At 70.8% G+C, this 22,106-nt stretch carries 22 protein-coding genes and 1 tRNA gene; 6 read left to right on the forward strand and 17 right to left on the reverse strand.

The features are described from left to right. Positions 1 to 3 precede the first annotated feature (3 nt). Positions 4 to 1,029: a tryptophan--tRNA ligase gene (gene trpS / locus AB0J93_RS20265; protein ID WP_363923855.1), complete on the reverse strand. Its 1,026-nt coding sequence runs from the start codon at positions 1,027 to 1,029 to the stop codon at positions 4 to 6. Between the two features lie 32 nt (positions 1,030 to 1,061). Beyond that, complete coding sequence (locus tag AB0J93_RS20270) at positions 1,062 to 2,057, reverse strand: hemolysin family protein (RefSeq protein ID WP_363923856.1); 996 nt, start codon at positions 2,055 to 2,057, stop codon at positions 1,062 to 1,064. 78 nt (positions 2,058 to 2,135) lie between these two features. Here AB0J93_RS20270 and galE point away from each other — a divergent pair, with 78 nt between their 5' ends. Continuing rightward, a complete protein-coding gene (gene galE / locus AB0J93_RS20275) occupies positions 2,136 to 3,119 on the forward strand; it encodes a UDP-glucose 4-epimerase GalE (protein WP_363923857.1) in 984 nt (327 codons plus the stop codon). Next, positions 3,116 to 4,285 carry a galactokinase gene (gene galK, locus AB0J93_RS20280; protein WP_363923859.1) on the forward strand — a complete coding sequence of 390 codons (1,170 nt, stop codon included), beginning with the start codon at positions 3,116 to 3,118 and terminating at the stop codon, positions 4,283 to 4,285. Before galE ends, galK begins: the two co-directional genes overlap by 4 nt. A 38-nt stretch (positions 4,286 to 4,323) precedes the next feature. Here galK and cysN read toward each other — a convergent pair whose 3' ends face one another. The 8 genes from cysN to AB0J93_RS20320 form a co-directional block, all read right to left on the reverse strand. Beyond that, entirely contained in the window at positions 4,324 to 5,625 is a 1,302-nt protein-coding gene (gene cysN / locus AB0J93_RS20285; RefSeq protein ID WP_363923860.1) for a sulfate adenylyltransferase subunit CysN, read from the reverse strand. Next, complete coding sequence (gene cysD, locus AB0J93_RS20290) at positions 5,625 to 6,533, reverse strand: sulfate adenylyltransferase subunit CysD (protein ID WP_363923861.1); 909 nt, start codon at positions 6,531 to 6,533, stop codon at positions 5,625 to 5,627. The genes cysN and cysD overlap by 1 nt, the downstream gene beginning before the upstream one ends. A 74-nt stretch (positions 6,534 to 6,607) precedes the next feature. Beyond that, positions 6,608 to 7,435 carry an inositol monophosphatase family protein gene (locus tag AB0J93_RS20295; RefSeq protein WP_363923862.1) on the reverse strand — a complete coding sequence of 276 codons (828 nt, stop codon included), beginning with the start codon at positions 7,433 to 7,435 and terminating at the stop codon, positions 6,608 to 6,610. 161 nt (positions 7,436 to 7,596) lie between these two features. Beyond that, positions 7,597 to 8,187: an aminoacyl-tRNA hydrolase gene (pth, locus tag AB0J93_RS20300; RefSeq protein WP_363923863.1), complete on the reverse strand. Its 591-nt coding sequence runs from the start codon at positions 8,185 to 8,187 to the stop codon at positions 7,597 to 7,599. Between the two features lie 115 nt (positions 8,188 to 8,302). Continuing rightward, positions 8,303 to 8,992, reverse strand: coding sequence for a 50S ribosomal protein L25/general stress protein Ctc (locus AB0J93_RS20305; protein ID WP_363923864.1), 690 nt, complete (start codon positions 8,990 to 8,992; stop codon positions 8,303 to 8,305). A 254-nt stretch (positions 8,993 to 9,246) separates the two neighbouring features. Continuing rightward, complete coding sequence (locus AB0J93_RS20310; protein WP_164446188.1) at positions 9,247 to 10,227, reverse strand: ribose-phosphate diphosphokinase; 981 nt, start codon at positions 10,225 to 10,227, stop codon at positions 9,247 to 9,249. Positions 10,228 to 10,289: 62 nt separating this feature from the next. Further along, positions 10,290 to 11,825: a bifunctional UDP-N-acetylglucosamine diphosphorylase/glucosamine-1-phosphate N-acetyltransferase GlmU gene (glmU, locus tag AB0J93_RS20315; protein ID WP_363923865.1), complete on the reverse strand. Its 1,536-nt coding sequence runs from the start codon at positions 11,823 to 11,825 to the stop codon at positions 10,290 to 10,292. 101 nt (positions 11,826 to 11,926) lie between these two features. Then, positions 11,927 to 11,998: transfer RNA gene (locus AB0J93_RS20320), tRNA-Gln, on the reverse strand. A 5-nt stretch (positions 11,999 to 12,003) separates the two neighbouring features. On the opposite strand from AB0J93_RS20320, the gene AB0J93_RS20325 reads away from it, so the two are divergent. The 3 genes from AB0J93_RS20325 to AB0J93_RS20335 all read left to right on the forward strand — a co-directional run bounded on the left by AB0J93_RS20325 (position 12,004) and on the right by AB0J93_RS20335 (position 14,523). After that, positions 12,004 to 12,537: a hypothetical protein gene (locus AB0J93_RS20325; protein ID WP_363923866.1), complete on the forward strand. Its 534-nt coding sequence runs from the start codon at positions 12,004 to 12,006 to the stop codon at positions 12,535 to 12,537. Positions 12,538 to 12,770: 233 nt separating this feature from the next. Beyond that, entirely contained in the window at positions 12,771 to 13,730 is a 960-nt protein-coding gene (locus tag AB0J93_RS20330) for an acyl-CoA desaturase (protein ID WP_363923867.1), read from the forward strand. A 106-nt stretch (positions 13,731 to 13,836) separates the two neighbouring features. Then, complete coding sequence (locus AB0J93_RS20335; protein ID WP_363923868.1) at positions 13,837 to 14,523, forward strand: TetR/AcrR family transcriptional regulator; 687 nt, start codon at positions 13,837 to 13,839, stop codon at positions 14,521 to 14,523. A gap of 27 nt (positions 14,524 to 14,550) precedes the next feature. Here the strand turns inward: AB0J93_RS20335 and AB0J93_RS20340 are convergent, their stop codons facing one another. From AB0J93_RS20340 to AB0J93_RS20370, 7 genes are all read right to left on the reverse strand, one after another. Next, a complete protein-coding gene (locus tag AB0J93_RS20340) occupies positions 14,551 to 15,027 on the reverse strand; it encodes a DUF4383 domain-containing protein (RefSeq protein WP_363923869.1) in 477 nt (158 codons plus the stop codon). A 223-nt stretch (positions 15,028 to 15,250) separates the two neighbouring features. After that, positions 15,251 to 15,706: a DUF4383 domain-containing protein gene (locus AB0J93_RS20345; protein WP_363923870.1), complete on the reverse strand. Its 456-nt coding sequence runs from the start codon at positions 15,704 to 15,706 to the stop codon at positions 15,251 to 15,253. A 123-nt stretch (positions 15,707 to 15,829) separates the two neighbouring features. After that, positions 15,830 to 17,632, reverse strand: a complete 1,803-nt coding sequence (locus AB0J93_RS20350; protein WP_363923871.1) for an ABC-F family ATP-binding cassette domain-containing protein — start codon at positions 17,630 to 17,632, stop codon at positions 15,830 to 15,832. A 116-nt stretch (positions 17,633 to 17,748) separates the two neighbouring features. Beyond that, on the reverse strand, positions 17,749 to 18,696 hold the full coding sequence (locus AB0J93_RS20355) for a 4-(cytidine 5'-diphospho)-2-C-methyl-D-erythritol kinase (RefSeq protein ID WP_363923873.1): 948 nt from the start codon (positions 18,694 to 18,696) through the stop codon (positions 17,749 to 17,751). Beyond that, on the reverse strand, positions 18,693 to 18,890 hold the full coding sequence (locus AB0J93_RS20360; protein ID WP_363923874.1) for a Uma2 family endonuclease: 198 nt from the start codon (positions 18,888 to 18,890) through the stop codon (positions 18,693 to 18,695). The genes AB0J93_RS20355 and AB0J93_RS20360 overlap by 4 nt, the downstream gene beginning before the upstream one ends. A gap of 9 nt (positions 18,891 to 18,899) precedes the next feature. Further along, entirely contained in the window at positions 18,900 to 19,772 is an 873-nt protein-coding gene (gene rsmA / locus AB0J93_RS20365) for a 16S rRNA (adenine(1518)-N(6)/adenine(1519)-N(6))-dimethyltransferase RsmA (protein WP_363923875.1), read from the reverse strand. 18 nt (positions 19,773 to 19,790) lie between these two features. Next, positions 19,791 to 20,699: a TatD family hydrolase gene (locus tag AB0J93_RS20370; protein WP_363923876.1), complete on the reverse strand. Its 909-nt coding sequence runs from the start codon at positions 20,697 to 20,699 to the stop codon at positions 19,791 to 19,793. Positions 20,700 to 20,788: 89 nt separating this feature from the next. Between AB0J93_RS20370 and AB0J93_RS20375 the strand changes: the two genes are divergently transcribed. Continuing rightward, entirely contained in the window at positions 20,789 to 22,045 is a 1,257-nt protein-coding gene (locus AB0J93_RS20375; protein WP_363923877.1) for a hypothetical protein, read from the forward strand. Positions 22,046 to 22,106 lie beyond the last annotated feature (61 nt).

Raw genomic sequence — 22,106 nt, forward strand, 5'->3', positions numbered from 1 at the left:
CGGTCACTCGCCGCGCGCCGGTGGGAAGAAACCCACCCGCTCGTACGCGGTACGCAGCGTCGGCGCCGCCACCGCGCGGGCCTTCTCCGCGCCGGCGGCGAGGAGCTTGTCCAACTGGGCGGGATCGTCGAGATAAGAACGGGTGCGCTCCTGAATGGGGCTGACGAATTCCCGGACCACCTCGGCGAGGTCCTTCTTCAGGTCGCCGTAGCCCTTACCGTCGTACGCCGCGACCAGGTCGTCGATGCCCCGCCCGCTCAACGCCGAGAAGATGGTGAGCAGGTTGGAGACCCCCGGCTTGGTGACCTCGTCGAAGACGATCTCCCGGCCGGTGTCGGTGACCGCCGAGCGGATCTTCTTCGCCGAACGCGCCGGGTCCTCGAGCAGATCGACGATCCCGCCCGGCGACGAGGACGACTTCGACATCTTGGCGGTCGGGTCCTGTAGGTCGGTGATCTTCGCGGTGGCCTTCACGATGTGCGGCGCCGGGACCGTGAAGGTCCGGCCGAACAGCGAGTTGAACCGCTGTGCCAGGTCACGGGAAAGCTCCAGGTGCTGGCGCTGGTCCTCACCGACCGGTACGGCGTTGGCCTGGTAGAGCAGGATGTCGGCGGCCTGCAGGATCGGGTAGGTGAACAGGCCGACGCTGGCCCGCTCGTTGCCCTGCTTCTGCGACTTGTCCTTGAACTGGGTCATCCGGCTGGCCTCGCCGAACCCGGTGATGCAGCCGAGTACCCACGCCAGCTGGGCGTGCTCGGGCACCTGGGACTGCACGAACAGGGTGCAGCGTTCCGGGTCCAGACCGACCGCGAGCAGCTGCGCGGCGGCCACCCGGGAACGCTGGTGCAGCACCTTCGGGTCGTGCCCGGCGGTGATGGCGTGCAGGTCGACCACGCAGTAGAACGCGTCGTGCGACTCCTGCAACGCCACCCAGTGCCGCACCGCCCCGAGGTAGTTGCCGAGATGGAACGAATCGGCCGTCGGCTGGATGCCGGAGAAGACGCGGGGGCGGACGGGAACGTCGGACATGCCGGCAATTCTGTCAGCTAGCCCGGCGTACGTCATGACGGGCCGGCGGGTCGGGCCCGGGCGGCGGCCGAGACCACGCGCCGCTGTTCGGGCAGGCGCGCGACGGTGACCGCCAGCCGGGCCACCCGTCGACCCTCCAGGGTCAGCACCCGTAGCAGCCAGCCGCCGGCCGGCACTCCCGCCGATTCGGCGGAGACCGGTATCTCGTCACCCGGTGCCGGTAGCCGCCCCAGCGCGGCCATCACGAAGCCGCCCACCGTCTCGTACGGTCCCGGCGGCAGGGGCACACCGGTGCGTTCGGCGAAGTCGGCGAGGTTGAGCCGACCGTCCACCACCGCCGGAAGCCCGGTGTACGCGGGCTCGGGAACGTCCGCGTACTCGTCATGGATCTCACCGACCAGTTCCTCGATGAGATCCTCGCAGGTGACGATGCCGGCGGTGCCGCCGTACTCGTCGACCACCACCGCCAGGTGATGCCCCTCCCGTCGCATCTCGGTCAACGCGGCGAGCACCCGTTTGCTGGCCGGCAGCCGCTTGACCTCGCGGGCCAGCTGACCGACCGTGGTGCCCGGTTCCCGGTCCGGGCCGAACAGCAGGTCACGCAGGTGCACCACGCCGACCACGTCGTCATGGGTGCCGTCGACCACCGGGTAACGGGTGTGCGGGCCGGCCCGCACCAGTGGCTCCGCCTCGGCGATCGTCAGCGCCGCGGAGAGGAACACCACCTCCGTGCGGGGCATCATCACCTCGCGCACCAGGCTCGCACCGGCCACCAGCACGTCGTCGATGATGCGCCGCTCCACCGGATCCAGAATCGTGTTGGCGGCGACCAGGTCCCGCAACTCCGCCTCGCTGATCCGTTCCCGGCCGGCGGTCGGGCCGGCACCGAGCAGGTCGGTGACGAGCCGCAGGGCGCCGTCGGCGGCCCGGACCACGACCCGGGCGACCGCTCGGCCCACCGGTCCCGGCTGACGGCGGTGCAGGTCGTGGCTACGCCGTCGGGATATGCGCCGACGCGAGGCCCGCATAGGAGTGATGGTAGCCAGCCCAGGCCGTATGGTGACCACCAAGGCCGCGACCGTGCCGGCCAGGCGGGAGGAACCGACGTGAAACTGCTCGTCACCGGCGGGGCCGGCTTCATCGGCAGCGTGGTGACCCGGTTGCTGCTCGACGCCGGGCACGAGGTGGTCGTGCTGGACGACCTGCGCACCGGCCACCGGGCGGCCCTCGCCCCCGACGCCACCCACGTCGAGGCCGGCATCCACGACGCCGCCAAGGTGCTCACCCCGCAGGCCGGTTTCGACGGGGTACTGCACTTCGCCGCGCTGATCGCCGCCGGCGAGTCGATGGTCGCCCCCGAACGGTACTGGCACAACAACACCGTCGGCACACTGGCGCTGATCGACGCGGTGCGGGCCGCCGGCGTACCACGGCTGGTGTTCTCCTCCACCGCCGCCGTCTACGGCAATCCCACCGAGCTGCCCATCCCGGAGACCGCGGTCAAGGCACCCACCAACACGTACGGGGCGACGAAGCTCGCCGTCGACATGGCGCTCACCTCCGAGTCGATCGGGCACGGCCTGGCCGCCGTCTCGTTGCGCTACTTCAACGTCGCCGGTGCCCACCTCGACGGTGACGTCGTCCTCGGCGAACGGCACGAGCCCGAGACCCACCTCATCCCGATCGCGCTGGAGGTCGCCGCCGACCGGCGGGACAAGCTGCAACTCTTCGGCGACGACTACCCCACCGTCGACGGCACCTGCGTCCGCGACTACATCCACGTCTCCGACCTGGCCCGGGCTCACCTGCTCGCCCTGGACGCGGCCACCGCCGGACAACACCGCATCTACAACCTCGGCAACGGCAACGGTTTCACCAACCGGCAGGTGGTCGAGGTCGTCCGCGAGGTCACCGGGCACCCGGTGCCGGTCGAGGTGGCGCCCCGCCGGGAAGGCGATCCGGCCGAACTGGTCGCCTCCTCCGCGCTGGCCCGCGCCGAACTGGGCTGGGAACCCCGCAAGCCCACCCTGCACGACATGGTCACCGACGCCTGGGCCTTCTACCGTGCGCAGGTCCTGGACCGCCCGTGACCAACCACCCCGACGAGGTGGCCGACCGCGCCACCACCTGCTTTCAGCACGCGTACGGCCAGGCGCCCGCCGGCCGCTGGGCGGCTCCCGGCCGGGTCAACCTGATCGGTGAGCACACCGACTACAACGACGGGTTCGTGCTGCCGTTCGCACTCCCGCTGCGTACCGTCGTCGCGGCTACGCCGCAGCCGACCGGCAGCTGGACGGTCTGCTCCGAGCTGACCGGCGAGACGGTCAGCTTCGGCACCGACGAGGTGACCCGCCCTGGCCGGGTGACCGGCTGGGCGGCGTACGTGGCCGGGGTGGTGTGGGCGCTGCGGGAGGCGGGGCACCCCGTACCCGGTGCCCGGCTGGCCGTCGCCTCCGACGTGCCGCTCGGCGCCGGCCTCTCCTCCTCCGCCGCGCTGGAAGCCGCCGTGCTCACCGCACTTGTCGACCTGGGCGGGCTGGAGCTGCCGGCCGACCAGCAGCCCCGGCTGGCCCAGCGCGCCGAGAACCAGTACGTCGGCGCACCCACCGGCATCATGGACCAGTCGGCGGTGATCCGCTGCCGCGCCGGCCACGCCCTCTTCCTCGACTGCCGCACCGAGCGGGTCGAACACATCCCGTTCGACCTCGACGGCGCCGGCCTCGCGGTCCTGGTGATCGACAGTCGAGCCCCGCACCGACACGCCGACGGCGAGTACGCGGCCCGCCGAGCCAGCTGCGAGAAGGCGGCCGCACTGCTCGACGTGCCCGCCCTGCGTGACGTGCCGCCGACCGGCCTCGACGACGCGCTCGCCCGGCTTCCCGACGACGAGACCCGCCGCCGGGTCCGCCACGTGGTCACCGAGGACCAGCGGGTACTCGACACCGTCGCGCTGCTCCGCGACGGGCAGGTCCGGCAGATCGGGCCGCTGCTCACCGCCTCGCACGCCTCCATGCGGGACGACTTCGCCATCACCGTCCCCGAGGTGGACACCGCCGTCGAGGCCGCGCTGGCCGCCGGGGCGCTCGGCGCCCGGATGACCGGCGGTGGTTTCGGCGGCTGCGTGCTGGCCCTGGTCGAGGCGGACCAGTCCGACCGCGTCGGCACCGCCGTCACCGCCGCCTACGCCAACCGCGCCTTCCCCACCCCCACCGTCACCCCCGCCACCCCCGCCCCCGGCGCCACCCGCCTGGACTGACCCTCAACCAGGGTTCCCGGGGGCTCCGGGTAAGTGGGTCAGGGGGTTTCGACGATCATGCCGGCGCCGACCGTGCGGTTGGTGGCCTCGTCGATGATGATGAACCCGCCGGTGGTGCGGTTGCGGCGGTACTCGTCGGCCAGCAGCGGGACGGTGGTCCGCAGGCGGACCCGGCCGATCTCGTTGAGCCGCAACTCGTTCGCCGACTCGTCACGGTGCAGCGAATTGATGTCGAGACGGTAGTGCAGGCCCCGGACGATGGCCCGCGCCGCGCGGGTCGTGTGCTTGATCGAGTACTTGCCGCCGACCTGCAACGGACGGGTCTCGTCCATCCAGCAGACCATCGCCTCGATGTCCTGGGCCACCGCCGGCGCGTTGTTCGGCCGGCAGATCATGTCACCACGCGAGATGTCGATCTCGTTCTCCAGGCGTACCGTCACCGACATCGGCGGGAACGCCTCCGCGACCGGCCCGTCGGCGGTCTCCACCGCGGCGATCCGGCTGGTGAAGCCCGAAGGCAGCACCATCACCTCGTCACCCGGCTTGAGCACCCCCGAGGCCACCTGGCCGGCGTAGCCCCGGTAGTCGGTCACCGTGGTCGACTGAGGGCGGATCACGTACTGCACCGGGAAGCGGACATCGACCAGGTTACGGTCGCTGGCGATGTGCACCCGCTCCAGGTGGTGCAGCAACGCCGGGCCTTCGTACCAGGGCATGTTCTCCGAACGGGTGACGATGTTGTCACCCCGCAACGCGGAGATCGGCACCACCGTCAGATCCGGTGCGTCCAGCTTCGCGGCGAACGCGGTGAACTCGTCGGCGATCCGCTCGAAGACCTCCTGCGAGAAGTCGACCAGATCCATCTTGTTCACGCAGAGCACCAGGTGCGGCACCCGCAACAGCGAGCAGAGGAAGGCATGCCGGCGGGACTGCTCGACCAGACCCTTGCGGGCGTCCACCAGGATCAGCGCCAGGTCGGCGGTGGAGGCCCCGGTGACCATGTTCCGGGTGTACTGGATGTGCCCGGGGGTGTCGGCGATGATGAACTTGCGTCGGGGCGTGGCGAAGTAGCGGTACGCCACGTCGATCGTGATGCCCTGCTCCCGCTCCGCCCGCAGCCCGTCGGTGAGCAGCGCCAGGTTGGTGTACTCGTCACCCCGGGCCGCGCTGACCGCCTCGACCGCCGCCAACTGGTCGGTGAACAGCGACTTCGTGTCATAGAGCAGCCGACCGATCAGGGTCGACTTGCCGTCGTCCACACTCCCGGCCGTGGCGAAACGCAACAGGTCCATCGGCCGGCCCTCGGCCACGGGAGCGGCGTCCAGAGTCTCGGTGCTCATCAGAAGTAGCCCTCCCGCTTGCGGTCCTCCATCGCGGCTTCGCTGACCCGGTCGTCACCCCGGGTCGCACCACGCTCGGTGATCCGGGTCGCGGCGACCTCCTCGATGACCTTCTCGACCGTGTCCGCGTCGGAGCGCACCGCCGCCGTGCAGGAGGCGTCGCCCACCGTGCGGTACCGCACCCGAGCCTTGAACCGCTCCTCACCGGCCCGCGCCGGCAGGAACTCGTTCACCGCGTACAGCATCCCGTCGCGCTCGACCACCTCACGCTCGTGCGCGTAGTAGATCGACGGCAACTCGATCCGCTCGCGGGCGATGTAGTGCCACACGTCCAACTCGGTCCAGTTGGACAGCGGGAACACCCGGATCGACTCGCCCGAATGATGCCGACCGTTGTAGAGCGCCCACAGCTCCGGCCGCTGGTTCTTCGGATCCCACTGGCCGAACTCGTCACGGAAGCTGAACATCCGTTCCTTCGCCCGGGCCTTCTCCTCGTCCCGCCGGGCCCCGCCGAAGAGGGCGTTGAAACGATGCTTCTCCACCGCCTCCAGCAGCACCGGCGTCTGGATCCGGTTACGCGTCCCGTCCGCGGGCTCCCGGACCAGGCCGCTGGCCAGAGCCTCCGGCACACTGGCCACCACCAGTTGCAGGCCCAGCTCGGCCACCCGCCGGTCGCGGTAGTCAAGCACCTCCGGGAAGTTGTGACCCGTATCGACATGCATCACCGGGAACGGAATGTGACCCGGGGCGAACGCCTTCTGCGCCAGCCGGAGCATGACGATCGAGTCCTTGCCACCGGAGAAGAGCAGCACCGGCCGCTCCAACTCGGCGACCACCTCGCGCATCACGAAGATGCTCTCCGCCTCCAGCGCGTCGAGATGGGTGACCTGGTACGCAGCACTGGTCATGACACCGGCTCGATTCGCTCGGTCATCCGCTTTCCAGACCTTTCCGGTCGGGGATGTCAGGAAGTAGCGACAGGCTACCCGCAATGCCGCTGCAACGCCGCAAGTAACCGGCTGGCGAGATCCTTACGGCACACCAGCAGGTCCGGCAGGCGCGGATCCGCCTCGTTGTATTTCAGCGCAGAACCATCGATCCGGGAAGCGTGCAGTCCGGTGGCCGTCGCCACAGCGACCGGCGCCGCCGAATCCCACTCGTACTGCCCGCCGGCATGGATGTACGCGTCCACCTCACCGGTCACCACTGCGGCGATCTTCGCCCCGGCCGAGCCCATCGGCACCAACTGCGCCCCGACCTCCTCAGCGAGATCGGTCAGGAACACCGGCGGCCGACTGCGACTCGCGGCCAACCGCACCGCACCGCCCGCCGTCGCCGCCTCCGGCGTCATCGGTGGATAGGCCGGCGGCAGGTCCGTACCCAGGACCCGATGCTGCGCCGGCAGCCCGACCGCACCGGCGACCAGACCATGCGAGGTGGTCGCGTTACGGGCCCAGAGCGCCACATGCACCGCCCAGTCCGCGCGCCCCTCCTCGCTGAACTCCCGCGTACCGTCCAGCGGGTCGATGATCCAGACCCGGTCGGCGGTCAACCGCGACACGGCACCGGCGTTCACCTCGGCCGCCCACGCCAGCCGGGAACCCTCGTCCTCCTCGGAGAGCACCGCGTCACCCGGGCGCCACTTCGCCAACTCGGTACGGATCAGGTCGTGGGAGACCTTGTCCCCCGCCGACTTCAACGCACCGGCATCGGCGAACCCCATCTCCGCCCGCAGGCCCAGCAGCGCCTGCCCGGCACGATCCGCCAGCCACCGCGCGAACGCCCCGTCGATCATCGGTGGACCGCTCATGCTTCCGCTCCCGTCGCCACGATCCGCGTACGCCGAGCGGCCGGCCCGCCCCGCCGAACCCGCACACTACCGGGCCACTGGCGAACCCGACCGCCGCAGTCCGCCTCTGGCGCGTGTGTCGCGGTCCTTCGGGAGCCGAGGCGGAGGTCCCGGCACCCGCGTCAAACCCCGTGGTAGAGGTTCTGGGTCGGCTCCACACCCCGGCTGACCACGGATTCCACCACGTCCGCGGCCCGGTCCACCAGAAAGTCCAACTCCTTGCGCTCCGCCGTGCCGAAATCCGACAGCACATAGTCCGCCGGATCCTGCCGCCCCGGCGGTCGACCGATCCCGAACCGCACCCGCACGTAATCCTTCGTGCCCAGCGACTTCGACATCGACCGCAGGCCGTTGTGCCCGCCCTCACCGCCGCCGCACTTGACCCGCACCTGGCCGTAACCGATGTCCAGCTCGTCGTGCACCGCGATCACACGACCCGGCGGCACCTTGAAGAACTGCGCCAGGCTGGCCACCGGACCACCGGACAGATTCATGTAGGTCAGCGGCTTGGCCAGCACCAGCTTCGGCCCACCCAACTCCAGTCGCCCCTCCGCGACCTCCGCCACCGCTCGCCGATGCCGGCCGAACTTCCCACCCAGCCGACCGGCCAGCAGGTCGGCGACCATGAACCCGACGTTGTGTCGGTTGCCCGCGTACTCCCGGCCCGGGTTACCCAGGCCGATCACCAGCCACGGCCCGGTCTCGTCCGTCACCGCCCGCCCCTCCCGCTCGCACCGCGGTCAACCACCACCCGCGCCGCCGATCATCCTTATACGCCGACAGGCGCCCCCGAAGAACCGGGGACGCCTGCCGCAAACTGAGAAACTGTCAGGCCTCGGTGCGGCCCTCGGTGTCCGCCTCGCCCTCGGCGGCCGGCGTCTCGGCGGCACCCTCGGTGACCTCGCCGACCTCGGCCTCGGCCTCCTCGGTGGCTTCCTCGACCTCGGGCAGCGTCGACTCCAACTGCTCGGCGGTCGGCGCGGCGGTGATCGAAGCGATCAGCATCTCCGGGTCGACGGCCAGCTCCACACCCGCCGGCAACGACACGTCAGCGGCGGTGATCTGGGAACCCGCCTCGGCGCCCTCGATCGAAGCCTCCAGGTGATCCGGCACCTTTGTCGCGTCGGCGGTCACCGAGAGGGTGTCGTGGTCGTGCACGATCAGCGTGTCACGCGCGGCCTCACCCGTGAGCTGGACCGGCACGTCCACGGTGACCTTCTCGCCGCGACGCACCAGCAGCAGGTCGACGTGCTCGAAGGTGTCCTTGATCGGGTCCCGCTGGATCGCCTTGGGCAGCGCCAGCGCCTGGGTGCCGTCGCTGATGTCGAGCGCGAGGAGCTGGTTGGCGCCACCGTTACGGATGGCCGCCGCGAACTCACGGGCCGGCAGCGCGATGTGCTTGGGCTTCTCGCCATGGCCGTACAGCACGGCGGGCACCTTGCCGGCCCGGCGGGTACGGCGGGCACCACCCTTGCCGAACTCGGTGCGGGGCTCGGCGCTGATCTTTACCTCGGACACGGGGAAACTCCTGATGCTTCGCTGCGGCAGCTTGTCGTCTGGCGGTGCTGGGCGGGGGGCTCGCAGGGGCTCATGCGTCAGAAGACTGCCCGGAGCACCGCGTCGATCACGGTGCCTCCGTGCGGCGCTTCTCAGCGGCCCGCAGGGCACCCTCGCCGTGGCAACCGCACCAGTCTACCCGAGCGGTTTCCCGGGTTTCCGGCAGTCCCCGTACCCGCCCGGCACCGACCCGACGTCTCAGCGACGAACCGCGCTCAGCTCAGCCCGCCGAAGAGAGTGGTCACCGAACCGTCGTCGAAGACCTCGCGGATCGCCCGCGCCAGCAGCGGCGCGATCGACAGCACGGTGAGCTTGTCGAGCTGCTTCTCCGGCGGCAACGGGAGCGTGTTGGTCACCACGACCTCGCTGATCGGGCTGTTCTTCAACCGCTCCGTCGCGGGATCGGACAGCAGCGCGTGGGTGGACGCCACGATCACGTCCGCCGCCCCCGACTCCTTCAAAATGTCCGCCGCCCGGCAGATCGTGCCGCCCGTGTCGATCATGTCGTCGACGATCAGGCAGACCCGACCCTCGACCTCACCGACCACCCGGTTCGCCACCACCTGGTTCGGCTTCATCGGATCCCGGGTCTTGTGAATGAACGCCAGCGGGCAACCACCCAGCCGGTCCGTCCACCGCTCGGCCACCCGCACCCGGCCCGAGTCCGGCGCGACCACGGTCATCGGCCGGCCCGCGTACTTGCGCTCCACGTACTCGGCCAGGATGTCCATCGCGAAGAGGTGGTCGACCGGGCCGTCGAAGAAACCCTGGATCTGCGCGGTGTGCAGGTCCACGGTGAGGATCCGGTTCGCCCCGGCGGTCTTCAGCAGGTCGGCGACCAGCCGCGCCGAGATCGGCTCCCGGCCACGGTGCTTCTTGTCCTGCCGGGAGTACGGATAGAACGGCAGGACGACCGTGATCCGCTTGGCCGAACCACGCTTCAGCGCGTCGACCATGATCAGGGTCTCCATGACCCACGTGTTCACCCCGTGCGTGACCGACTGCACCACGAAGGCGTCCGAACCACGTACCGAGTCCTTGAACCGTACGAAAATCTCGCCGTTGGCGAACTCGTACGCGTCGGCCGGCGTCGGCGCGACGCCGAGCACCTCACCGATCTCCTTGGCCAACTCTGGAAAACCACGTCCGGAGAAGAGCATCAGGCTCTTGCGGTTTTCGGCGACGATGCTGCCCATGGGCCCGTCTGCTCCCGTATTCGGTCGGCGGTACCCGGCCTGCGGTGGTGGTCGGCCGGGGACTATTCGGTTGCAGTATCTCCCGGCCCGGGCGTACCGCCCACCGACTCGGCGGTGCCGTGGATTGCCTCACCTTCGCTTGCGGACGACGTCGCAGCCGGAGCACCCTGCGTACCCCGAAGGGCACGCTCCGCCGCCTCCGCGGAAGCCGTACCGGCACGCTTGCGCGCCACCCAGCCCTCCACGCTGCGCTGCGGTGCCCGGGTCAACCCCAGGGCCCCCGGCGGCACGTCCTTGCTGATCGCGCTACCCGCCGCCACGTACGCCCCGGCACCCACCTCGACAGGTGCGATGAGGCTCGTGTCACAGCCCACGAACGCCGCCTCGCCGACCACGGTGCGGTGCTTGTTCACCCCGTCGTAGTTCACGAAGATCGTCGCCGCGCCGATGTTCGCCCTCGCTCCGATCGTCGCGTCGCCCACGTACGACAGGTGCGGCACCTTGGCACCGGCACCCAGCTCGGAGTTCTTCACCTCGACGAACGTGCCGACCTTCGACCGCTCAGCCAGCCGCGCGTCCGGCCGCAGGTACGCGTACGGCCCGACGCTGGCACCCGGACCCACCTCGGCACCGACCGCGTGGCTGCGCAGCACCGTGGCGCCGGGCCCCACCACCGTGTCGATCAACGTCACGTCCGGCCCGACCACCGCGCCGCTGCCGACCACCGAACCGCCACGTAGCTGGGTGTTCTGATCCACCACCGCGTCGCGGTCCAGGGCCACCGTCACGTCGATCCAGGTGGTCTCGGGGTCGAGCAGACTGACGCCGGCCCGCATCCACCGCTCGTTGACCCGGTCACGCAACAGCCGGCGCAACGCCGCCAGCTCCACCCGGTCGTTGCAACCGAGCGTCTCGGTGTGGTCGGCCGCCAGGTGCACCCCCACCGGCTCGCCGGCGGAGACCAACATCTTGAAGACGTCGGTGAGGTACTCCTCGCCCTGGTCGTTGTCGGTCGACAGCTTGCCGAGCACGTCCCGCAGCCGGGCCGCGTCGAACGCGTAGATCCCGGCGTTGATCTCCCGAACCGCCAGCTGCGCGGGTGTCGCGTCACGCTGCTCGACGATCTGTTCCAGCCGGCCCGTCCCGTCCCGCACGATGCGTCCAAGCCCGGCCGGGTCCGGCACCTCCGCCGCGAGCACGGTCGCCGCGGCGCCCTCGCTCTCGTGGGCCGTCACCAGCTCGCCGACCGTCTCGGGTCGCAGCAAGGGCACATCGCCGTTGAGCACCACCACCGTGCCGGTGACCTCCGGGGCGGCCTCCAGCGCGATCCGCACCGCGTGCCCGGTGCCGAGCTGTTCCGCCTGGTGAACCGCGGTGGCCTCGGGGGCGATCCCGACGAGGTGGGCGCGGACCTGATCGGCGCCGTGCCCCACCACCACCAGGGTCCGCGCGGCAGCCAGCGGCTCGGCCGCGTTGAGGACGTGGCCCACCAGCGTCCGGCCGAGCAGCGGGTGCAGGACCTTGGGCAACGAGGACTTCATCCGCTTGCCCTCACCGGCGGCGAGTACGACGACGGTACGGGTGTGGGGCTCGGGCACGACGTGGCTCCCGTCGGAACGCGGACAGTCTCGCGGCCATGCTAACCAGACAATCCGGCCTGTTCGGCAGGGGCACGAGGATCGGCAGTCACTGGTGCTTGCTGGGGTGCCTGGATTCGAACCAGGAGCTCAAGGCTCCAAAGGCCTGCGGGTTGCCGTTACCCCACACCCCATATACATGTCAAGCCGACAGGCCGCGTCAAACCATAGGAGCGCGTTCAGCCACGGACCGGAACAGCTCGGCGATCATACCTTCTATTCGCCAGTAGAGCTCGCGGCTCCGCGGCACATTGATCACGAGACAGCCTCGATACTCGTCACCGGCGTTTCGACGGACGGTGGCGGGGTTGTGCTTCTTCAGGTTCGCCCGGCGGAAGCGCTCGCGTGGTACGCCGAGCTCGGCCGCCCACCACTCGGCCGCCACGTCCGGATCGGCAGTCTCGTGGATGCTCACCCGGTAGGTCGGCACGGCGCGGTCGACCCCGCAGACTTCGAGGAAACGCAGGAAAAGGGCGTGCAGGCCCGGATCGCTGTTGACGAACTGAAGATGGTCATCGCGACGCCACGGCTTCGATTTGGTGCCCTCGCACCAGTAGATCGCCGCACCGAGGATGAGCAGATCACCAGCGCCACCGCCTCCGCACGCAGGTCGTCCTTTGCCCTGGGGCGTCGGACCCGGTCCGGCGCGGGGACGCCCCGCAGCATCTCGTAGATCCGGTTGCGGCCGAGGCCCGTGCGGGCCCGGATCTCCCGGACCGAGAGCTGCTCCTCGGTACGCAGTCGGCGCACTTCGGTGGCGTCGATACCAGTCATGTGGTGCAGGTTAGGACGAGCGTGCGACACGTCAGGCATCCATTCGCGCCGCTGTCTGATGCGATCTTCCGAGCCCTTAAGTTACGGTGACGTAGGCGTAGATTGCAGACCGATCGACCCCTGCGAGGTGCCATGTCCGCCGCCGTTCTCGACCCGCAACCGACCAGCCCCAAGCCCCTCACCCAGGGCACCCAGTCACGCGGCATTCTGATCGCGCTGTGGTCCTTCGTGGTGATCCCGTTCGCGGCGCTGATCGCCGCCGTGCCGGTGGCCTGGGGTGGCTGGCTCAGCTGGGTCGACGTGGGCATCGCGGCCTTCTGGTACGTGGTGTCGGGCCTGGGCATCACGGTCGGCTACCACCGCTACTTCACCCACGGCTCGTTCAAGGCGAAGCGGTGGCTGCGCATCGCGATGGCCGCCTCGGGCTCACTCGCCGTGCAGGGCGAGATCATCCAGTGGGTCGCCGACCACCGGCGGCACCACGCCTTCTCGGACCTGGAGGGGGACCCGCACTCGCCGTGGCGGTTCGGCACCACCGTGCGGGGTCTGATCAAGGGCCTGTTCCACGCGCACATGGGCTGGCTGTTCGGCCGGGAGTTGTCCAACCGGGAGCGCTTCGCGCCGGATCTGGTGGCCGACCGGGACATCCGGCGGATGGACCGGTTCTTTCCGGTGCTGGTGATCGTCTCGGTGCTCGGGCCGGCGGCGATGGGCTGGCTGTTGACGTGGTCCTGGCAGGGGGCGTTGACCGCGCTGTTCTGGGCCGGCCTGGTCCGCATCTCGTTGCTGCACCACGTCACCTGGTCGATCAACTCGGTGTGCCACGTGTACGGGGAGCGGCCGTTCATGATGCGCCACGGCGACCGGGCGGCGAACTTCTGGCCCCTGGCGCTGGTGTCCTTCGGGGAGAGCTGGCACAACCTGCACCATGCCGATCCGACGAGCGCCCGGCACGGTGTCCTGCGGGGGCAGATCGATATCTCGGCCCGGGTGATCTGGCTGTTCGAGAAGGTCGGCGCGGCGTGGGACGTGCGCTGGCCGAAGCCGGAACGGATCGCGGCGAAGCTGGCCAAGCCGGCGGCCCAGCGGTAACCGGGCGGCCAACCCGCAAGTTACCTGGCAGTATGTTCGGGTGACCGGGCGGAAAACAGGCAGCATCCCACGACAGGGCGTCACTGAGCGCCAGCGAGGTGACGAGATGGCCGAGACTCCCCACGTGGAGGGCGGCAAGCGGCGGCGGGCGGTGCCCGCCGCCGCAGTCAAGCCGACGTCCCGGGTACGCATGTCCGCCGCTCAGCGTCGCGAGCAGTTGATCTCGATTGGCCGGCAGATCTTCGCCGAGCGCGGCTTCGACGCCACCTCCATCGAGGAGGTGGCGTCGCGTGCGAAGGTTTCCAAGCCGGTGGTCTACGAACACTTCGGCGGCAAGGAAGGGCTCTACGCGGTGGTGGTGGACCGGGAGGTCCGGTCCCTGCTGGACCGGATCACCACGGCGCTGACGGCAGGTCATCCGCGGGAGTTGCTGGAGCAGGCCGCGCTGGCCCTGCTCGGTTACATCGAGGAGGAGACCAGCGGGTTCCGGGTGCTGGTACGGGAGTCGCCGGTGCTCTCGGCGACCGGCAACTTCAGCAGCGTGATGAACGACGTGGCGCACCAGGTGGAGCACATTCTCGGCGCGGAGTTCTCCAGTCGCGGCTACGACCCGAAGCTGGCGGAGTTGTACGCGCAGGCGCTGGTGGGCATGGTCGCGTTGACCGGCCGGTGGTGGTTGGAGGTGCGGAAGCCGCGCAAGGAGACGGTGGCCGCGCACCTGGTCAATCTCTCCTGGAACGGGTTGTCGCATCTGGAGGCCAAGCCGGGTCTGATCACCGCAGGCGGTCGCTGACCCGCCGGCGATCCTCCTCGAACACGCTCAGCGGCGGTGGATCTCGGCGACCGGGTGGTTCCGGCGGCTCCGCTCGGCCTCGGCGTCCTCATGCGGGCCGACCTTGTCGTAGAGGCCGGTGCCGAGCAGGATCAGCCCGAAGAGCATCGAGACGACCACCGTCGACATGGAGAAGTTCAGGAAGTTGGCGTCGGTCTGGAGCACCGACATCATCAGGATGCTGGTGACCAGGAAGACGGCTCCGGCGGTGAGGTTCATGTAGTGGCCCAGGTTGGTTCGCTGGGACGCCCCGATGATGAGCACGATGCCGAAGGCGACGGAGGCCAGCGAGAAGGCCAGGTTGGTGCGGAGGCCGAGAGCCCAGTCGCCGTTCCGGCCGAACAGCGGATCGCCCCAGGTGAGCGCAGTCCCCCAGACGCCGAAGATCAGGATGTAGAGCCCGACCAGACCGGACAGCGCCCGGTAGAACGGCCGCGCCGGATGGTTGACCGGAAAATGCGGCATCGACTCCTCCACGCAAAGCGGGACAACAACGACATTGTCCCGCAACCACGCAGCCCACGCCCCCCAAACGCCAAGATCCCCCGCTTCCGGCCGGGCGCTCCGGACGGATGCGCAACCCCGACAGGTTTTCGCCGGAGCCCGACCCGCGCAGGGATCAAGCCTGACCGCCCGGAGCGGGTCGGGCTCCGGCGAAAACCCCAAACCGGAACCAGAAAGCAAAACCTCAGAGCACGAGCCGAGCCTTCTGCCACGCCTCGTGCTCGTCGTCGCTGCCGACCTTGCCGTACATTCCGGCCATCAGCAGCACCAGGCTGAGCAGCATCTGGACGATCACCGTGGCGACGCTCAGGTTGAAGATGTTGGCCTCGGTCCGGATGAAGGCGAGGCCCGCCAGGCTGACCGCCATGATCAGGTACGCCGACCACTGGTTGATCAGCACGTCGAGGTTGCGCCCGATGGCGGTGCCGGCCAGCACGATCGCGCCGACCACGATGTTGAACAGGGAGAAGCCGAGGTTGGTGCCCTGCCCCAGGGCCTGGGTGTCGCCCTGGCCGAAGAAGGGCTCGCCGGTGCTGGTCAGGAGGCCGATCACACCGAAGGCCACCAGGTACAGACCGATCAGCCCGCCGATCGCCCGGTAGATCGGCCGCGCGGGGTGGTTGACGGGGGTGTGGGCCATGTCTGTGTCTCCAACGCCGTTGGTTGAGGGTCGACGGCGATTCTCCCGCATCCGGTTGTGTGACGCCGCACACGGGGTCCCGGCACGCCACGCCGGGTGGCGTGCCGGTCGGGGGTGGGCGGGTCAGCTCGCGGGGATCTCGTCGGCCAGGGTGAGCCAGGCCTGCTCGGCCTCCTCCCGCTCGCCGCGTACCTGGGTTAGCTGGGCGTCCAGCTCGGCCACCCTGGTGTAGTCGGTGGCGTTCGCGGCGAGCTGGTCCAGCAGCGCGGCTTCCTTCTGTTCCAGCTTGCCGACCTGCCGTTCGAGCCGGGACAGTTCCTTGCGGGCCTGCCGGGCCTCGGCGGCGCTCATCCCGCCGGAGGCCGGGACGCTGGTCGGTGCCGCGGGTGCCGGGGTACGGTCGAGCCCCGGTCGGTCGTTGACCCGGGCGAGGTATTCGTCGACACCGCCGGGCAGGTGCACCAGCCGGCCGTCGCCGAACATGCCGTACGCCGAGTCGGTCACCCGCTCGATGAGGTAGCGGTCGTGGCTGGCCACCACGATCGTGCCGGGCCAGGAGTCGAGCAGGTCCTCCAACGCGGCGAGGGTGTCGGTGTCGAGGTCGTTTGTGGGTTCGTCGAGCAGCAGCACGTTCGGTTCGCCGGCCAGCAGTCGCAGCATCTGGAGCCGACGCCGCTCGCCGCCGGAGAGGTCGCCGACCGGGGTCCAGAGGCGCCGGTCGTCGAAGCCGAACACCTCGGCGAGCTGGGCGGCGGAGATCTCCCGATCGCCGAGGCGGACCCGCCGGGCGACCTCCTCGACGGCTTCGAGGACACGCAGGTCGCTGGGCAGTTCGGCGAGTTCCTGGGAGAGGAAGGCGGGCCGTACGGTGCTGCCGGTGACCAGCCGCCCGCTGTCGGGGCGGGTGACGCCGGCCAGCATCCGTAGCAGGGTGGTCTTGCCCGCGCCGTTGGCGCCGAGGATGGCGACCCGGTCGCCGGGGCCGACCTGCCAGGTGGCGTCGTCGAGGATGGTCTTGGGACCGGCGTGCAGCCGGACGTGCTCCAGGTCGTACACCTGCTTGCCGAGCCGGGCGGTGGCGAGCCGTTGCAGCGACATGGCGTCGCGCGGCGGCGGCACGTCGGCGATGAGGGCGTTGGCAGCGTCGATGCGGAACTTCGGCTTCGAGGTGCGGGCCGGGGGGCCACGGCGCAGCCAGGCGATTTCCTTGCGGAGCAGGTTCTGCCGGCGGGCCTCGGTGGCGGCGGCGATTCGTTCCCGCTCGGCGCGGGCGAGGATCCAGGCGGCGTAGCCACCCTCGTAGGCGTGGACGGTCTGGTCGGCGACTTCCCAGGTGGTGGTGCAGACGGCGTCGAGGAACCAGCGGTCGTGGGTGACCACGACCAGGGCACCCTTGCGGCTGAGCAGGTGCCGGGCCAGCCAGTCGACGCCACTGACGTCGAGGTGGTTGGTGGGCTCGTCGAGGATGAGCAGGTCGGCTTCGCGGACCAGCAGCGCGGCCAGTGCCACCCTCCGGCGCTCGCCACCGGACATCGGCCCGACCGGGGCGTCGAGGCCCAGGTGCGGCATGCCGAGCCCGTCGAGGATGGCGCGTACGCCGGCGTCGCCGGCCCATTCGTGCTCCGCGCCCATGCTCTCGGCGAGCCACTCGGTGCCGAGGACGACGTCCCGGACGGTGGCCTCGGGGCTGAGGGTGAGATTCTGTGGCAGCCAGGCGACGCGCAGGTCGCGGCGGTGGGTGACTCGGCCGTCGTCGGGCTGCTCGGTGCGGGTCAGCATCCGTAGCAGGGTGGACTTGCCGGCGCCATTGAGCCCGACGACGCCGATCCGATCGGCGTCCTCCAGGCCGAGCGAGACATCGGTGAGCAGTGGCCCGGCCGCGCCGTAGCCCTTGGACACCCGGTCCAGGTTGACGATGTTGGCCACGTACCCACCTTTCATGATCAAGGCGTCCCGGTGCCGGCTGGCACCTGGGGACGCCTGTCGTTCCAGGGTACGCGGAGCATCCCCACCCTCCGGCGCCCGAGGGCGGTCCGTCGGCGTCAGCTGACGCGGGCGCCGTGTACCGGGCCGTGGGCGACGCGGGCCTGTCGGCACACCCCGGCGGCCTCCAGTTCGGCGGCGACGCGTTCGGCGTCGGCGGCGTCGGCGGTGAGGAACACGCAGGTGGGTCCCGAGCCGGAGACGATGCCGGCCAGCGCCCCGGCCGCCTCGCCGGCCTTCAGGGTGTTCGCCAGCGACGGTCGCATGGCCAGGGCGGCGTCCTGGAGGTCGTTGCCGAGGGTCGGTGCGAGCACCCGGGGGTCGCGCTGCCGCAGTGCGGCGAGCAGGCCGTCGGTGCTGCCCAGCGGCGGACCGGCGGCACCTGTCTCGCGGAGCCGGTCGAGTTCCCGGTACGCCTGTGGGGTGGACAGGCCGCCGTCGGCGATGGCGACCACCCAGTGCCAGGAGGTGGGTCGGGCCAGCACCGGGCTGACCGCCTCACCCCGGCCGGTGCCCAGCGCGGTACCGCCGTGGATCAGGAAGGGCACGTCCGAGCCGAGGTCGGCGGCGATGCTCGCCAACTCGTCACGGGACAGGCCGGTGCCCCACAGGGCGTCGCAGGCGACCAGGGCGGCGGCGGCGTCGGCGCTACCGCCGGCGAGCCCACCGGCCAGCGGGATCTGCTTGCGCAGGTGCAGCCGGGCATGCGGCATCACGCCGGCGTATCCGGCGAGGGCGTGCGCCGCCCGGATGATCAGGTTGGAGTCGTCGAGGGCGAGTTCTCCGGTGCCCTCGCCCTCCATGGTGAGCGTCAGCGTGTCGCCGCGTCGGGCGGTCAGCTCGTCGTAGATCGAGATCGCGTGGTAGACGGTGTTCAGCTCGTGGTAGCCGTCCCGGCGCAGCGGGCCGACCCCCAGATGCAGGTTGACCTTGGCGGGCACCCGTACCCGGACCGGACCGGTCGCCCCGCGCGGCTCGTCATCCTCCGGACGCCAGGCCTCGGTCACGGGGTGATGTCCCGGATGGGCAACCGCACGTCGAACGGCTTGGTCACGATCAGCTCCTCGGCGGAGTCGGCGACCAGCTCGTAGCGGCCGTCGACAAGGTCGTACGCGTACACGTGCACGGGATTCTGCTCGATCCGCCAGTAATGCGGAATCCCGGCGTCGGCGTAGTCGGCGGGCTTCTCGTCGGCGGGCACGGGCTCAGCCTACTGGGCTGCCGGGGTACGGCTCGGGGCCGACGCGGCCACGGCGGCGAACTGCTCGACGGTGAGTGACTCGCCACGTGCTCCGGGGTCGACGCCGGCCGCGATGAGCGCGGCGGCGGCCCGGTCGGCGCCGCCGGCCCAGCCGGCCAGGGCGGCGCGCAGGGTCTTGCGTCGCTGCGCGAAGGCGGCGTCCACCACCGAGAAGACCTGCTCCCGGGGAACGTCGGTGCGGGGCGGCTCGCGGCGGGTGAAGGCGACCAGACCGGAGTCGACGTTGGGCACCGGCCAGAACACGTTCGGCGGCACCTTCCCGGCGGCACGGGCGTGGGCGTACCAGGCGAGCTTGACCGACGGTATGCCGTACACCTTGGAGCCGGGACCGGCGACGAGCCGGTCGGCGACCTCCTTCTGCACCATCACCAGGCCATGCCGGAGGCTGGGCAGCTCGGCGAGCAGGTGCAGCACCACGGGTACGGCGACGTTGTAGGGCAGGTTCGCCACCAACGCGGTGGGCGCCGGGTCGGCCAGGTCGGCGGCGGTGACCCGCAGGGCGTCGGCGTGGTGCACGCTGAGCCGTTCGGCGGACGGGCCGGCGTGCCGGGCTGCGGTGCCGGCGAGCGCACCGGCCAGCGTGGCGTCGATCTCGACGGCGTGCACGTGGGTGGCGGCGGGCAGCAGGGCGAGGGTGAGTGAACCCAACCCGGGGCCGACCTCCAACGCCACGTCGTCGGGGGCGAGCCCGGCGGTGGCGACGATCCGGCGGACGGTGTTGGGGTCGTGCACGAAGTTCTGGCCGAGCTTCTTGGTGGGTGCGACGCCGAGCCGGGCGGCGAGGTCCCGGATCTCCGCCGGGCCGAGCAGGTCTGCGGCCATAACCCGACAGCGTACGGGTCAGCCGCCGATGCCAGCCGGGTGCCAGGGACCGAAGGCCCGTTCCCCGGTGGCCGAGATGGCGGCGCAGAGTTCGTCGAGGTCGGCGCCGGTGGCAACGGCCAGCGCCCGGACGGTCAGCGGGATCAGGTACGAGGCGTTGGGCCGGCCACGGTGCGGGACGGGGGTGAGGTACGGCGCGTCGGTCTCCACCAGGATCTGGTCCAGCGGGGTCAGCGCGGCAGCCTCCCGCAGCGCCCCGGCACTGGCGAAGGTGACCGTGCCGGCGAAGCTGAGCAGGTAGCCCCGGCGGACGCACTCGGCGGCGAACTCGGCGTCGCCGGAGAAGCAGTGCATCACCACCGTGTCCGGTGCGCCCTCGTCGTCGAGGATGCGCAGCACGTCGGCATGCGCGTCCCGGTCGTGGATCACCAGCGTCCGGCCGTACCGCTTGGCGATGGCGATGTGCGCCCGGAAGCTCTCCTCCTGCGCGGCGCGGCCCTCGTCACCGGTGCGGTAGCGGTCCATTCCGGTCTCACCGACACCGCGGACCCGCTCCTGACCGGCCAGCGCCTCGATCTCGCGCAGGGCGCCGTCGAGGTCGGCCAGCCGGGGCGCCTCGTTGGGGTGCAGCGCCACCGTGGCCAGTACCGCCGGGTATCTGCCGGCCACCTCGGCGCCCCAACGGGAGGAGGCGACGTCCACACCGACCTGCACCAGCCGGTCCACCCCCACGGCGGCGGCGACGTCGATGGCCGCCGCGACCGGGTCGGCGGCGTCGCCACCACCGGGTATCCCGGCCTCGTTGACGGTGATGTCGAGGTGGGTGTGGCTGTCCAGCACCGGTCGGGGCAGCGGCTCGGGTGCGGGTGGAAACTCTCCGGCGCGGCGGGCCGCACGCTGGCTACGGGACTCGGTCGGTTCGCTCATCTCCTCGACAGGATCACACACCGGACGAGTCCACCCGGAAGCCACCCGGAGTTCACCTCGGCTACGCCCCGCGCCCCTACCGTCGCGGAGTGGACGCGCGAAGCGAGCTTTCCCGGCCCGGCGGTACGGCGCCGGAGCGGACCGGTCTGCGGGTGGCGTTCGGCGGCGCGGTGTACCCGGCCGAGGAGATCGCCCGAGGTGCGGCGTACGAGTTGTTCAGCGCCGCCGAGGTGGCCGGTTTCGAATGGGCGCCCCGGGTGAACTCGGCGCTGCCGTGGCGGCGGTTCGTGCACGTCACCGAGGTCGGCGCCGTGTACGGGGGGACCGCTCAGGCCGAGGATCCGGAGCTGCCCCTGCTGGTGCCGTTGCATCGCGAGCGGGGTTGGTCGGAGGTGCACCGGCTCGCCCAGCAGCCGGCCGGCGCGGACGACCCGCTGATCACGGCGGTACGCGCCTCGGCCGGCGTACGGCGGGGCACCCGGATGATGAAGATCCTCTCCGCCCGGCAGCTCGCCGGCTACGTACGCGGCTGGCTGCCGCACGGGTTCTGCTACCGGGAACACGACGTGGCGCATCTGCGTACCCCGACGACGACGAGTGTGCTGCGTACGGACGGCGGGGACGGGCGGGACGGTGCGGACGTGACGTACGCGTTGCGCTGGCGTGCCGCCGACCCGGGCGACTACGACGTGCCGGCGGGCGCGGCGTACCGCGGGTTGGCGGCGCTGGGTGCCCGGGACCGGTTGGGCCCGGCGGTGCTGGGTACCGGCTTCACGCCGAGCAGTCACCACCTGATCCCCGAGTTCGTCACTCGGGACTTCGCCGACCTGCCGATGCCCGCGAACGCCACCCTGCTGGCCTACCCGGCGGAGGGCCTGGAGGTGGTGCTCTACGCCTACCAGGCCGAGCAGCGGGGCTGGCTCCGGATGGTCGGGCCGCAGTGGCGACACCTGCTCGCCGCGGTGCCGGGTCTGTCGCCGGATCAGGAGTACGTGCCGACCGGCGAGGCGCCGCGTTCGACCCGGCTGGTGGGCACGTACGCGGGCGGGGAGTACGAGGCGGTCGCCGACCTGCCCGGCGATTTCCGGGTGCTGGCGCTGACCAGGGCCGCCCGCTACCCGGTCGACGGGGTGAGCCGACGGTTGCGGCTGGCCGCCTGGCGGGGGGTGCCGTGTCTGGTGTTGCGTGAGGAGGCGGGCTGGCTGCGGTTGCGGCTGCGACGTCCGGATCCGGACGCGGTCGCTGCGGTCGGCGCACAGTGTCACGAACGGGGCGTGTACGAGACGTGGGCCCCGGGCGGTGAGGTCACCGACGACCAGGTGGTGGACCACCCGTATCTCCTCTGACCTGGTCTGTCGGGTGGGGTGGCGCAGGAATATCGGATGCCCGCCGGGGAAGCCTCGGTTT

Source organism: Micromonospora sp. NPDC049374 (assembly GCF_040677165.1).
Lineage (GTDB): Bacteria > Actinomycetota > Actinomycetes > Mycobacteriales > Micromonosporaceae > Micromonospora.